Origin of the sequence: Marinobacter sp. LM1, assembly GCF_042763285.1 — a bacterium.
Taxonomy (GTDB): Bacteria; Pseudomonadota; Gammaproteobacteria; order Pseudomonadales; family Oleiphilaceae; genus Marinobacter; species Marinobacter nauticus.
This window is the reverse complement of sequence record NZ_CP114373.1, coordinates 3,683,419-3,696,871: the sequence shown is the minus strand read 5'-3', so window position 1 is coordinate 3,696,871 and position 13,453 is coordinate 3,683,419. Positions and strand designations below refer to the sequence as shown.

The following is a 13,453-nucleotide window of genomic DNA, read 5'->3' as shown; positions in this document are numbered from 1 at the left end:
CGGCTGAATAGGTATGCATCGCAACCAATGAGGTGAAATATGGCACTGTCTGCCAGTGAGAAAGCTCAGATCGTTAAAGATTTTCAGCAAGGTGATGGCGATACCGGTTCCCCTGAGGTTCAGGTAGCTCTGCTGAGCGCCAACATCAACAAGCTGCAGGATCACTTCAAGGCCAACAAGCAGGATCACCATTCCCGCCGCGGCCTGATCCGGATGGTAAACCAGCGTCGTAAGCTGCTGGACTACCTCAAGCGTAAAAACGCTGACCGTTACCTGGACCTGATCCAGCGTCTGGGTCTGCGTCGCTAATCCGGTTTAGCGACCTGATGGCTGGCCCGGGGGTTCCCGGGTTCAGCCGTGCTTCTCTCCCGCTCCCTGCCTTGCTCATTCCGAACAAGCAGGAAGCGTTTTTTGCTGCAGTTGATTTGTCTGTGAAACCGAAGGATTTTCCCTGTCACAATGGAAAGCCGCTATTGATAGCAGGTTGTTGAAAAGCCCGGGAACTCTGGCCGGGGTTTTGCAACAGCCTGTTAGCTTTCAGACGGGTTGCCTTTCGGTTCACTGATCAGACTGCTGCAGTTGTTGGAAAATGGCGAATGAATGGGTCATTGGCCAGAATCAAAACCGCTGAAAATGCAGGAGTTTATTGTGGAACTGCAACCACGTATCAAGACATTTGAAATGGGTGGGGAAACCTTCACCCTGGAAACCGGTCGTATTGCCCGTCAGGCAACCGGCGCGGTACTGGTAAGCACCGGCGACACTGCCGTTCTGGGCACCGTTGTTGGCGCCAAAGAGCCCAAGCCGGGCCAGGGCTTCTTCCCCCTGACTGTGAACTACCAGGAAAAAACCTACGCCGCCGGTAAAATCCCGGGTGGCTTCTTCAAGCGTGAAGGTCGTCCGTCCGAGAAAGAGACCCTGACCTCCCGCCTGATCGACCGTCCGATTCGCCCGCTGTTCCCGAACGGCTACATGAACGAAGTTCAGGTTGTGCTGACGGTTATGTCTGCCAGCAAGAACCACGATCCGGATATCGCTGCCATGATTGCTGCATCTGCAGCCCTGGCCATCTCCGGTATCCCGTTCGACGGCCCGATTGGTGCTGCCCGTGTGGGTTACACCAACGAGAAAGGCTACTTCCTGAACCCGACCTTCGAAGAGCTGGGCAGCTCCCTGCTGGACATGGTTGTGGCCGGTACCGACGAAGCGGTACTGATGGTTGAGTCCGAGGCCAAGGGCCTGACTGAAGACCAGATGCTGGGCGCCGTACTGTTCGCCCACCAGGAAATGCAGACTGCCATCAACGCCATCAAGGAATTTGCTGCTGAAAACGGCAAGCCGCGTTGGGAATGGCAGCCTGAGGCAGAGAACACAGATCTGCTGAGCGCCATCAAGGCCGAATTCGGTGGTGCCATCGAAGAAGCCTACGCGATTCGCGACAAGATGGCCCGTTACGAGCGTCTGGGTGAGATCAAATCTGCTGCCGTTGAAAAACTGGCCGGTGAAGAAGAAGGCCAGCCTTCCGAAGAGGAAGTGAAGAAGTACTTCGGCAAGGTCGAGAAGTCTGTCGTTCGTCTGCAGGTTATCGAAGGCAAGCCGCGTATCGATGGCCGTGACAACAAGACCGTTCGCCCGATCAAGGTGGAAGTTGGCGTACTGCCGTCCGTTCACGGTTCCGCCCTGTTCACCCGTGGTGAGACTCAGGCTATCGTTACCGCCACGCTGGGTACCACCCGTGACGTGCAGATCATCGATGCCCTGGAAGGTGAGCGCAAGGACCCGTTCCTGTTCCACTACAACTTCCCTCCGTACTCCGTAGGTGAAGCTGGCCGTATGGGTAGCCCGGGCCGTCGTGAAATTGGTCACGGTCGTCTGGCCAAGCGTGGTGTAGCCGCGGTTATGCCGACCATCGAAGAGTTCCCGTATGCCATTCGTGCGGTGTCCGAGATCACTGAATCCAACGGTTCCAGCTCCATGGCTTCCGTGTGTGGTTCTTCCCTGGCGCTGATGGACGCGGGTGTGCCTCTGAAGGCGCCGGTCGCCGGTATCGCCATGGGTCTGGTCAAGGAAGGCGACAAGTTCGCGGTTCTGACTGACATTCTGGGTGACGAAGACCACCTGGGCGACATGGACTTCAAGGTTGCCGGTACCAAAGACGGCGTCACGGCCCTGCAGATGGACATCAAGATTCAGGGTATTACCGACGAAATCATGGAAATCGCCCTCGAGCAGGCCAACGCTGCGCGTCTGCACATCCTGGACGAGATGAACAAGGTGATCGCAGAGCCCCGTGCCGAGCTGTCTGATCGCGCTCCGAGCATCACCACCATCAAGATTCATCCGGACAAGATCCGTGATGTAATCGGTAAGGGTGGCGCAACCATCCGTGGTATTTGCGACGAGACCGGCGCTTCCATCGACCTGGACGACGACGGCAACGTGAAGATCTACGCCGACAACGCTGCGGCCGCACAGGCTGCCGTGAATCGCGTGAAAGAAATCACTGCCGAGATCGAAGTGGGTGCTATCTACAAGGGCCGCGTTGAGCGGATTGTGGACTTCGGTGCCTTTGTTAACATCCTGCCCGGCAAGGATGGTCTGGTGCACATTTCCCAGATCTCCGAGCGCCGTATCGAGAACGTCACTGACGAGCTGAGCGAAGGTCAGGAAGTTCTGGTCAAGGTGCTGGATGTGGACAACCGTGGTCGCGTTAAGCTGTCCATGAAGGAAGTCAATGAAGGCGAGCAGCCGACTGACTTCACTGACTAAGATGATTCTTGGTTAGAAAAACCCGCCCGGCTTCAAGCCTGGCGGGTTTTGTCGTTTATGGGCCTTGTAGTTTTAGTGCCTGCAGCGGTTGTGGGAAGCCTTTCCAAAAGACGCTACGAGCACATCCATGTGCGCTTCTTTCGGGCCGTCCATGGCCCTCAAGACTTTTGGAAAGGCTTCCCACAACCGCTGCGCTAGACCTTGTGCTTGCCTCTAAAGGCCTTTTTCCATGAATTCCAGTACTGCCTCCCTGTATGCGGGAATCACAAACGTCGCTGCATGGGGCGTATCGGTCTGCAAGAACTCCTTGGGCTGCTCCGCCGCTTCATACAACCGCACGCCATGCTCGAACGGAATGATGCCATCCCGAACGCTGTGGATAATCATCACCGGCACCGGTGATACACCGGCGATCCTGTCGGTGCCTTCGTAGTCATCCGGGATGGTCCAGCTCAGGGGGTACTGGAACGGCCAGGTGAGCCAGAACAGGTCGAGCTTTTCCCGGGCGATGTAGCGGAAGCCGGAGAAGGTGCCGTCGAGGATGATGCCGTTTAGCTCTGGTTGTTCGTCTCGCTGCACCCATTCGCTGGCTAGGGTGATACCGAGGGCGCCGCCGAGGCTTTGGCCGAGGATATAGAGCGGGTGTTCACTATCGGCGCGGCGTTGGGCCAGCCAGCGCAGTCCGGTTTCCACGTCGTGCAGTGCGCCTTCGATATCGGGGGCGCCGGTGGATTGGCCGTAACCGCGATAATCGATGGTGAACACGTTGTAGCCCTGTTCCGGCAGCCAGGCTGCGTTGAGGATGTGGGCGCTGACGTTCTGGGCGTTGCCGTGCAGGAAGTAGATGGTGCCCTTGGCGGGTTCGTCGGTGAGGGCAGGGAGCCACCAGCCGTGGAGGGTTTCGCCGTCCGCGGTCTTGAGGTAGATGTCTTCGTATTCCAGGTTGAGTCGGTCCGGGGTGATGTAAGTGGCATTGTCCGGATAGAAGAACACGCTGCTGCATCCGGTTTGCAGCAGCGTGGTGATGGCCAGCAGGGTGATGAGAGCCGTCTTGGTATTCAGAAGTAAGCGTGCAGGCCGGCTTGCCATGTGCTTTGGTACCTGTCGTAGTGGTCTTCGCGGGTGAATTTGGCGAATAGGCTGAATTCCCGGCCAATGTGCCAGTTGCCTTCGGCGTAAAGCTGGTCTTGCCGGTGTTGGCTGCTGATGATCCAGGCTTTGGTTTTTACGCCGGTCAGCAGGCTGAACCGGTTGTTCTGGTGCAGCAGGCCTAGGTCTGCGCCCGGGGCGAAGTCGTAGCCCCGTTTGATGTCATCATCGATTTCTACATCGGCTGTGGCAATGGCAAAGGCCTGTGTGTTCTGGCCCAGGCTCCAGCTGCCGCCGGCTCCGCCTTCGAGATAGGGGGCCAGTACGCGGTCATTGCCGGTGTCCGTGCGGCGGCCGCCGAAGCCAACTTGCCAGGAGATCGGTGCAAAGAACTGGTTCCGGGGGCTCAGGGAGCGTATCTCGACGCCGGTGATCTGTTCCACCTGAAGTTCGTCGTTGTCGTGGTAAAGCCGGGCGTCCAGGCGCAGGAACTGCAGTTGTGCACCGGTACGGTAACCGGCGGGCGGATCCAGTACGTCGTGATAGGCCGGCCGGATGGTCAACTGCGTGAATTCGTTGTGGGCCTGCTGGCCGGAACCGAGGCTCAGGCGAAAGGTGTCATGCCCCTGATCGTCGCGGATCTCCGGTTCAGGAACGTCTGGAAGTTCTGCCGCATCCTCAATTTGGCTGCGGGCGACCAGTAGCTGATGAGACAGCGGCGCCGCGTGTTCCCGGGGCCAGCCTTCGGCTTCGCTCTGGTAGCGGACGTAATCGTAAGTGGCATCCAGGAGTTGGGCGCGGTCGTTTTTAGCCAGCTCGCGAACTTCCGGGTCGTTCACTGCCACGTAGCCATTGGCTAAGGCAGCGGCGATGGTCTGGTGGTCTGAGGGCAGGCTTTCCAGGCTATGGGCTACAGAGGTGGCGGCAGACGGGCGGTAATGGATGCTTTCAAGCAGCCCGGCATCCCTCACCCAGCGCACGGTGTCAGAGGGGATGGCGTGAGTGCTTACTTCGTCGAGCAGGTTCGTGCCCGGGCGGGCGGCGTCGATCAGGGCCAGCAGGCGATAGGCGCAGTTCTCATCGAAGAAATAGTAATCAAAGTTCTTGTCCTGAATTTCCCAGGTATGGGCCAGCAGGGTGTCAACCTCCTGTTGGTCGAGATTCAGGGTGTACTCCCAGAGATCCCGGTGTTCGATGTCGTTGTACAGCCGGATCATTTCGTAATAGGGCTTGATGGAGGTAATGCCTGGATAGCCCCCGAAAATACCCCGATAGGCAAACAACAACTCGCTGTCATGTTCAGCGGCATCGGCTGCGTAGGAAATAGTGTTGGCAAGCAGAAGATCGGTTTCTTCGTCATCCTGGGGGGGATCGAGCCGCAAGAAGGTGTGTCCGAACATGGATGAGGGACTGTTCAGATAGGACGCAGCAAACACCAGGGTGACTTTCTCGGTATTCAGTGTGCCTGCCCATTCCTCGAAAGCGGGGCAGTTTACCGGTGTATCCGGCAACTCCAGTTGCTCTCTCAGCCAAGCATCCCGGGCCGGGAATCGACAGCGGGCGTGGCTATCACCACCTCCGGGACGTTGTATGGCCTCCAGGGTGGCTTCCAGCTCGGCTCTGGGCGATGTTTTGCCCTTTTCACTCAGAAAGAACGCCGGGTCATCGGCCTGGCTGATGTAATCGGAACCGAACCTGTCCTGATGATAGTGGCCGAGGGTCAGCCAGGTTGGATGAAGGTGAAGGTTGTCAGGCAGTGTAACGGTTTCTGCCTGTGCCCAGGCGGTACTGCATGCAAGCCATAAAACGGCCTGCCCGGTGCGAAGGGTAAAGCCCATGGAGTTGGTAGTTCCGGATTGGTGGCTCTGGGGTTTGTTCGCCGTCCCTGGCGCCATTCTGTTCCATTGTCGCCAGTGATCAGGCGGCCACGTATTTGCTCAGAGCGTCGTTCTGCTCCAGCAGGGCCACGATGGCGTCTACGGCTTCACCTGAGGTGGTATCAGCGTTGGGGAAAATGGAAGCAAAGTTGTCTTGCAGTACTTTGCGGAAGGTATCACGGTCAGTTTCTTCTACACCCAGCAGGACTGCCAGAGTATCCAGGTTTTCGCCAGAACCGCGGGACATGTCGCGGGCAACCTTATCGATGTTGCTGTCCATGTACATGGCCATGGATTGAACAGACTGGTTGGTCTGGCAACCCAGAGTGCCGGTGGTCATGCCGAAGGTCTGGTTACCGAAGGTTCCGTTGGTGGTAGCGGCCAGGACATGTGGAGCAATGCCGGACTGCCCTTTCCAGATCATGGCACCCACGCCACAGCCGGGCTGTGCGAACGCCATGGAGGAAGCACCAAGAAGAATTGCACCTGCGATCAGTTTTTTCATTATCCACTCCTTTCTGTGGTTATAGCTTTGTCGCATACCCTGCAGCGTTCGAATTCCGTGGCTGCAAGACAACGGCCAGTATCTGGTTTGGTTAAAAGACCGTCTGTTTGAGTATAGATCAAAACCTGAAATCGCAAGTTAAGCCACTGTTAAAAAAGGTAGCGGCCTGATACACGGAAATGTGAACATGTGTTCATATTTCTAAATCGAACAAAAAATCATCTGTTAGCCGCTATTGTTATATAGAGTGTATTTCAGTATAGTGCGCGCGGCCATGAGGGCCATGCAACAACATATGGAGAGTTTGTTTTGAAAAAAGCGCTTATTGCATCAACACTCGTTCTGGCCGGCGCAATGACCGGTTGTTCTTCCCTCAACACCAGCGCTCCTTCGCTGCCGCTGACTGGCGCCGTTCAGAGCGACGTCAAAGCTGACATCGAAGTTGGTGAGAAGATTACTGGTAAGGCTTCTGTAACCCAGCTGTTTGGTCTGCTGACTCTGGGTGATAGCAAGAAATACGCTGACGGCGTTGCCTACGGCGTGGGTTCCACTGGCGGTGCTCTGCCCCTGCCGATCGGTGGCGCCAGCCTGGTAGAGAAGGTTAAGTCTTCTGCTGCCTACAACGCTGTGACCGAATCTGGTGCAGACGTGATCGTGGCTCCGCGTTACACCGTTGAGCAAAACGGCTATGGTTTCTTCGGAACCATCGACGTAACCGTTGAAGGCTACAAGGGCACCATCAAGAGCATCAAGTAAGCTGCTTTTGTGAGTCTGTCTAGTCCTGAAATAGGTTGACACCTATTTCTATTGAAACGCCCGGTGCACCGCATCGGGTGTTTTGTATTTCAAGGCAAGATGTGGTCGCCTTGTGTTATAGGTCTGAACGGACTGATCGACCATCTTTTGAGCTTCTGCAAGGTCTTTGGGGCGCGCCAGCAATAACTCCGTTTTTAGGATGCCGTTAACCCTCTCGGCCAGTGCATTTTGATAACAGTCATAGCCATCGGTCATTGAACAACGAATGCCGTGTTTGGCATGCAGCTGTTGGTATGCCATGGAGCAGTACTGGATTCCCCGATCCGAGTGATGAACGAGTTCTCCAGAGAGTTTCCTTCCCTTCAATGCCTTACGCATAGCTTGTATCACAGAATCCGTATGAAGGGTGTCATGGACATGGTAGCCCACGATTTTGCGAGAGAAAGCATCCGTAATCAGGCTGAGATAGGCCAAGCCCTGGTGAGTAGGTAAGTAGGTAATATCTGCCACCCAGACCTGCTCAGGCGCGGCTGGCACAACCTGCTCCGGACCCGGCTTAATAAGGTTGGGATGACAGCGAAAGTGGTGATGGCTATGCGTGGTTTTATGATAGGCCCGCTTTCGGGGAACCAGTTGTCGGTGTGCTCTTAGGAGGTCGAATAGTCGGTCCCGGCCCATGCGCAAAGGGGCATTCAGTTTCAGTAGCGAATGCAGTTTGCGGGTTCCCAGCCGAGGCTGATGCAGGCGCTCTTCCCGTACAAAGTCCAGCACCAAGAGATTGTGCGCCTTACGAGCCGCATCCGCTTTGAAGTACTGATAATAGGCCTGACGGGAAAAACCTAGATATCGGCAAGCCCGACTAACGTTCAGGCCTTGGATTTGTCTTTGTGCGAGGACTTGCCGGACCGCTTTTTTACAACGCGACAGCCATAGTCTTTTTGAAGCACATCCACAACGGATTCAAAGAATTGCGCTTTCTGGTTGGCCTCATCTAGCTGCTGCTCCAGCTCTTTGATGCGCTGCTCTGGTGTAAGTGGAAGATCCGATTTGTTCATCGCAGCCCCCTTGCGTACCAAGAGCATGGCCGCCGGGCTCCAATCCTGCTGACCATGCTTACGTAACCACGTTAGCACCGTCGAGCGTCCCTGGATACCATATCGTTCCTGGGCTTGCTTGTAAGTCATCTCGCCTTTTTCAACCTGGCCTACCACCGCCAATTTAAAGGCCAGGGAATAATCTCGCTGACTCCTCCGCCTCTTCGTGTTCATAACACCCTCCACAATTTCCAGTGAGAAGGTGTAAACCTTATTCAGGACGGGTCAGTCCCAAAAAAAAAGCCGGAGCGCTGATGGCCTCCGGCTTTTTTGGTTTCTGGATGGGTTAACCACCCAGGTAGGCATCCCTCACTTCCGGATTGGCCAGCAGGTTCTTGCCGGTGTCGTGCAGGCGGATACGGCCGGTTTCCAGCACATAGCCCCGGTCTGCCAGGCTCAGGGCCTGGTGAGCGTTCTGCTCCACCAGGAACACCGTAATCCCTTCCTCTCTCAACTGGCCGATGATCTCGAAGATCTGCTGAATGATGATCGGCGCCAGCCCCAGAGATGGCTCGTCCAGAATGATCATTCTGGGTTTGCTCATCAGTGCCCGGCCGATGGCCAGCATTTGTTGTTCGCCGCCGGACATAGTGCCGGCCCGCTGATGTTCACGCTCTTTCAGCCTGGGGAACAGCTCGTACACGTGATCCTGGCTTTTGCGGATTTCCGATTTGGTGTTGAAGAAACCGCCCATGTGCAGGTTCTCTTCCACCGTCAGCCCGGGAAACACGCGGCGGCCTTCGGGCACAATCGCAATGCCGGAACGCATGATGTTGGAGGTGGCGTCATTGGTAATGTCGCGGCCCTCCAGAATCACCCGCCCTGCGCTGGCTTGCGGGCTACCACAAACGGTCATCAGCAACGTGGTTTTGCCGGCGCCGTTGGCGCCGATCAGTGACACAATCTCGCCCTTCTTTACTTCCACGGATACGCCGTGCAGGGCCTCGATTTTGCCATAGTGGGTATGTACGTCTTCCAGTACCAGCATGGTGTCTCCTCAGGCCTCGCCCAGATAGGCTTTGATCACATCGTCGTTCTGGCGAACTTCGTCCGGTGTGCCGGCAGCCAGGGGGCGGCCCTGGTTGATGACGGTAATCCGGTCTGAGATGTCCATAACCAGGCTCATATCGTGCTCAATCAGCAGTACGGAAACGTTGTAGTCCTCTTTCAGGCTGACAATCAGCTGGTTGAGGTCTTTGGTTTCCGCCGGGTTCAGGCCTGCGGCTGGTTCGTCCAGCATCAGCAGTTTCGGTTCGGTCACCATGCAGCGCGCAATTTCCAGCCGGCGCTGCTGGCCATAGGCCAGGTTGCCGGCTTCCCGGTTGGCCAGTTCCAGCAGGCCAACCCGATCCAGCCAGTACGCGGCCCGGTCAAGGGACTTGCGTTCCCGCTCCCGATAGTCGGGTGTCTTGATCAGGCCGGATATCAGGTTGGTGTTCAGGTGCCGATGCTGGGCCACCAGCAGGTTTTCCACTACGGTCATCTGGCCGAACAGGCGCACGTGCTGGAACGTTCGCACCATGCCCAGTCGGGAAATCTTGTAGTCCGGTTTACCCTGGACTTCATTACCTTCAAACAGGATCTTCCCGCCCGTGGGCTTGTAAAAACCACTGATGCAGTTGAAGACCGTGGTTTTGCCGGCCCCGTTGGGGCCGATGATGGAGACTATTTCGTGTTCCTGCACGTCCAGGCTTACCTGGTCGACTGCCAGCAGGCCGCCGAAGCGCATGGACAGATTCTGTACTTCTAGCATGTCTGTCACTCCTGGCGTCTGAGTTCAATGTGAATGCGGCGCATGGGCATCAGCCCCTGTGGCCGCCAGACCATCATCAGTACCATGGCGGCGCCGAAAACCAGCATCCGGTAGTCGGAAAACTCCCGGGCCAGTTCCGGCAGGATGGTCACGGCGATGGCGGCAAGTACAACGCCCAGCTGCGAGCCCATGCCGCCGAGCACCACAATGGCCAGGATGATGGCCGACTCAAGGAACACAAACGACTCCGGGCTGATAAAGCCCTGTTTGGAGGCAAACACAGTGCCGGCAAACCCGGCAAAGAACGCGCCAATGGTAAAGGCAGAGAGTTTTACCGCGGTGCGGCTCAGGCCCAGGGAGCGGGCAGCAATCTCGTCTTCCCGCAGGGCTTCCCAGGCACGACCAACAGGCATGCGCATGAACCGGCGGATGATCAGGGCGGTGATCACGGCCAGGACCAGAGCAATCAGGTAGAGGAAAATCACCTTGTGCTCGCCGCTGTAGGCGATACCGAAGGTCTCATGGAATGACGTGTTACCTTCTTCCCGAACCCGCCGGCCGAATTCCATGCCAAACAGGGTGGGATCGGGAATTCCGCCAATGCCGTTGGGGCCGCCGGTAACGGCAGTCCAGTTGTTGAGCAGAATCCGGATGATTTCGCCGAAGCCAAGAGTGACGATAGCGAGATAGTCACCCCGTAACCGCAGTACCGGGAAGCCCAGAACCAGTCCAAATAAGGCCGCCAGGCAAGCCCCGATAGGCAGAGCCATCCAGAAGGAGATGCCGGCGTATTGGGACAGCAGGGCAAAGGTGTAGGCGCCAACCGCGTAGAACGCCACGTAGCCAAGGTCCAGCAGGCCCGCAAGACCCACGACGACGTTCAGGCCCAGCGCCAGCATGACGTAGATCAGCACCAGCGTCGCCAGATCCACAGCGCCACGGGAGACAAAGAAAGGCCAGAACAGGGCCAGAACGACAATGCCTGTGAGTACCCAGGATTCGATTTTGGCCCGTTTGTTCTCGGCCATCGGCTCCTTCTGGGTTTTGGGCAGCGGGCTTGGGATGCTCTTGAGCCCGCCCATGATCTGATCCCGGAACAACTGGAACAGGAACACGATCACCGCGGCCAGCAACACGAGGATTACTGTGCTGGTGTCGGCGCCGGTCAGGGTCACGCTGATGCCCTGGGCTTCCAGGTTAAAGCCGATGATGGGGTAGGAAATGATCAGTGTGATGATCGCGCAGAAGAGCGCGTGTCGAAAATTGTTGGCAGCCATCAGATCTTCTCAACCTCCGGTTTGCCCAGCAGTCCGGTGGGTTTGAACAGCAGAATCAGAATGAGCAGGCTGAACGACACCACATCTTTGTATTCACCACTCAGGTAGCCCGAGGTCATACTCTCGGCAACGCCGAGGATGAGGCCGCCCAGCATGGCGCCGGGAATGCTGCCGATACCGCCAAGGACGGCTGCGGTGAATGCTTTCAGGCCGGCAATAAAGCCGAAGAGTGGATCCACAGATCCGTAATACATGCCAAGCAACAGGCCGGCGACGGCTGCGAGGGCTGCACCAATCACGAAGGTGGCCGAGATGATGCGGTTGGTATCGATGCCCAGCAGGTTTGCCATGCCCAGATCCTGCGAGACCGCGCGACAGGCCCTGCCGATACGGGAGCGGGAGATGAACAGGGAAAGTGCGGTCATACAGATCAGGGTAGTGATGAAGATGGTGATCTGAATGTAGGAGATGGACATCGGGAAGGTATCTTCGGAGCCGAACTGGAAACCACCTTCGATCAATGCCGGAAAGCCGATGTTGCGGGAGCCTTGGGCCAGGTGGACATAATTCTGCAGGAAGATGGACATGCCAATGGCGGAGATCAGCGGGATCAGCCGGTGCCGCCCGCGTACCGGCCGATAGGCTACCCGTTCCACGGCCCAACCCATGGAGCTGGAGACAATTACCGCGCATATCAGCGCCACGATCAATATCAGGGGTAGCCAGGCAATCCCCATGGTTGCCAGGCCGGTTATGGCGATCAGCGCGGTGTAGGCACCGATCATGTAAACCTCACCATGGGCAAAGTTGATCATGCCGATGATGCCGTAAACCATCGTGTAGCCGATGGCGATCAGGGCGTAGGTGCTCCCGATCGTCAGCCCGTTAATGAGCTGTTGAAAGAAATACAGGAGGTCTTGCATGTTTGTGGAACTCCGAAAGCCCGCTCCCTCGCCTGGCTGCAACCGGCCACCGGTGTCGCCGGTGCGGATGCAGTGAGGGTCTGCAGGAGCCCAGAAAAACACCTTCCCCCGGATCGCGGTGGGAAGGTGCTCTCATTATTACCGTTAGTTAACGATTTTGGCTCAGTTTACCGGAGTTTTACTGCCGTCTGAATGCCATTCGTACACCACAAACTCGAACGACTTCATGTCGCCGGCTTTATCGTACTGAACAGTGCCGATGGGGGTCTCGAAGCTTCCGGCACGAAGAGCCTGGGCCACGTCGAACGGATCTTTCGAATCGGCGGCTTCAATGCCTTCCGCAATCAACTGCACGGCGGCATAGGAGGTGAGTACGAAGGGGCCGGAGGGATCTTCACCTTTGGCATCAAAGGCGGCGATCAGCTCCTGGTTTTCTTCTTTCTGGTCGAAGCTGGGGGGGAGGGTAACCAGCAGGCCTTCAGCGGCTTCGCCGGCGATGGTGTTGATGTCTTTGTTACCGACGCCTTCCGGGCCCATGAACTTGGCATCTACGTCAGACTGGCGTGCCTGGCGGAGGATCAGGCCCAGCTCAGGGTGGTAACCGCCGTAGTACACGTAATCGACATCGGCCTGTTTGATTTTGGTGACGAGGGAAGAGAAGTCCTTGTCACCGGCGGTAATGCCCTCAAACATGGCAATTTCGATGCCGGCATCCTGCAGGGTGTCGCGTACGGCGGTGGCAATACCTTCACCGTACTGCTGCTTGTCGTGCACGATGGCCACGCGCTCGGGGCTCTGGCTGGCGATGTAGTTGCCGGCAACCGGCCCCTGCATGCTGTCCAGGCCGATGGTGCGGAACACCAGTTCGTAGCCGCGCTCGGTGATTTCCGGGCTGGTGGAGGCCGGCGTGATCATCAGAATGCCTTCGTCTTCATAGATGTCAGACGCCGGTTGGGTGGAGCTGGAACACAGGTGACCCACCACGTAGCGAACACCTTCATTGACCAGGCGGTTGGCAACGGTGACGGCCTGTTTCGGGTCGCACACGTCGTCCACTTCCACGGCCACCAGGTCTTCACCCATAACACCACCGGCGGCGTTAATGCGCTCGATGGCCATGCGGGCACCAGAGAACTGCATGTCGCCGTACTGGGCAACGGGGCCGGTCATCGGGCCGGCAATACCAACTTTAATTTCAGCGGCGGCCTGGCCGGCAGCCATCAGAGCAACGGACGCGCCTACAGCGGTAGCGAGTTTCTTTACGGAGGTTTTCATCGTGTTTTTCCTGTTTGTGTCAGGGTTATTCTTATGTTCTCAGAGACTTACACAAACACCACAGTCTGTTGCTTGTCAAGCAAATCAGGCCAGGGTGTCTGCTCTGGAACACGGCGCAGCTATCGGGAAAGAATT

At 57.1% G+C, this 13,453-nt stretch carries 12 protein-coding genes; 3 read left to right on the top strand and 9 right to left on the bottom strand.

The window, feature by feature from the left end; translation table 11 throughout:
* The first annotated feature begins 39 nt into the window (after positions 1–39).
* Positions 40–309 carry a 30S ribosomal protein S15 gene (gene rpsO / locus OZ656_RS17340; protein WP_014422591.1) on the top strand — a complete coding sequence of 90 codons (270 nt, stop codon included), beginning with the start codon at positions 40–42 and terminating at the stop codon, positions 307–309.
* 345 nt (positions 310–654) lie between these two features.
* The gene (gene pnp / locus OZ656_RS17335; RefSeq protein WP_278351165.1) at positions 655–2,769 is read left to right on the top strand and encodes a polyribonucleotide nucleotidyltransferase; all 2,115 of its coding nucleotides are present in this window, start codon (positions 655–657) and stop codon (positions 2,767–2,769) included.
* A gap of 213 nt (positions 2,770–2,982) precedes the next feature.
* On the opposite strand, the gene OZ656_RS17330 is transcribed toward pnp, so the two are convergent.
* From OZ656_RS17330 to OZ656_RS17320, 3 genes are all read right to left on the bottom strand, one after another.
* Positions 2,983–3,858 carry an alpha/beta hydrolase gene (locus tag OZ656_RS17330; protein ID WP_278351152.1) on the bottom strand — a complete coding sequence of 292 codons (876 nt, stop codon included), beginning with the start codon at positions 3,856–3,858 and terminating at the stop codon, positions 2,983–2,985.
* Positions 3,828–5,696 carry a DUF4105 domain-containing protein gene (locus tag OZ656_RS17325; protein WP_278351153.1) on the bottom strand — a complete coding sequence of 623 codons (1,869 nt, stop codon included), beginning with the start codon at positions 5,694–5,696 and terminating at the stop codon, positions 3,828–3,830. The genes OZ656_RS17330 and OZ656_RS17325 overlap by 31 nt, the downstream gene beginning before the upstream one ends.
* A gap of 79 nt (positions 5,697–5,775) precedes the next feature.
* Positions 5,776–6,240, bottom strand: a complete 465-nt coding sequence (locus OZ656_RS17320; RefSeq protein ID WP_011786753.1) for a DUF3015 domain-containing protein — start codon at positions 6,238–6,240, stop codon at positions 5,776–5,778.
* A 309-nt stretch (positions 6,241–6,549) separates the two neighbouring features.
* Between OZ656_RS17320 and OZ656_RS17315 the strand changes: the two genes are divergently transcribed.
* A complete protein-coding gene (locus tag OZ656_RS17315; RefSeq protein WP_226538126.1) occupies positions 6,550–6,996 on the top strand; it encodes a hypothetical protein in 447 nt (148 codons plus the stop codon).
* Between the two features lie 48 nt (positions 6,997–7,044).
* Here the strand turns inward: OZ656_RS17315 and OZ656_RS17310 are convergent.
* The 6 genes from OZ656_RS17310 to OZ656_RS17285 all read right to left on the bottom strand — a co-directional run bounded on the left by OZ656_RS17310 (position 7,045) and on the right by OZ656_RS17285 (position 13,318).
* Positions 7,045–8,264 (bottom strand): IS3 family transposase gene (locus tag OZ656_RS17310; RefSeq protein ID WP_379944743.1). Its coding sequence is split into 2 segments (ribosomal slippage): positions 7,045–7,901 and positions 7,901–8,264, totalling 1,221 coding nucleotides; the frame shifts between segments, so codons are not numbered across the junction.
* A gap of 112 nt (positions 8,265–8,376) precedes the next feature.
* Positions 8,377–9,078 carry an ABC transporter ATP-binding protein gene (locus OZ656_RS17305; RefSeq protein WP_199451850.1) on the bottom strand — a complete coding sequence of 234 codons (702 nt, stop codon included), beginning with the start codon at positions 9,076–9,078 and terminating at the stop codon, positions 8,377–8,379.
* Positions 9,079–9,087: 9 nt separating this feature from the next.
* A complete protein-coding gene (gene livG / locus OZ656_RS17300) occupies positions 9,088–9,843 on the bottom strand; it encodes a high-affinity branched-chain amino acid ABC transporter ATP-binding protein LivG (RefSeq protein ID WP_011786750.1) in 756 nt (251 codons plus the stop codon).
* Between the two features lie 5 nt (positions 9,844–9,848).
* On the bottom strand, positions 9,849–11,120 hold the full coding sequence (locus OZ656_RS17295) for a high-affinity branched-chain amino acid ABC transporter permease LivM (protein WP_199451849.1): 1,272 nt from the start codon (positions 11,118–11,120) through the stop codon (positions 9,849–9,851).
* Positions 11,120–12,043 (bottom strand): high-affinity branched-chain amino acid ABC transporter permease LivH, encoded by a 924-nt coding sequence (gene livH, locus OZ656_RS17290; protein WP_153740566.1) that lies wholly within the window; start codon positions 12,041–12,043, stop codon positions 11,120–11,122. The genes OZ656_RS17295 and livH overlap by 1 nt, the downstream gene beginning before the upstream one ends.
* A 162-nt stretch (positions 12,044–12,205) precedes the next feature.
* A complete protein-coding gene (locus OZ656_RS17285) occupies positions 12,206–13,318 on the bottom strand; it encodes a branched-chain amino acid ABC transporter substrate-binding protein (protein WP_153740567.1) in 1,113 nt (370 codons plus the stop codon).
* Positions 13,319–13,453: the final 135 nt, after the last annotated feature.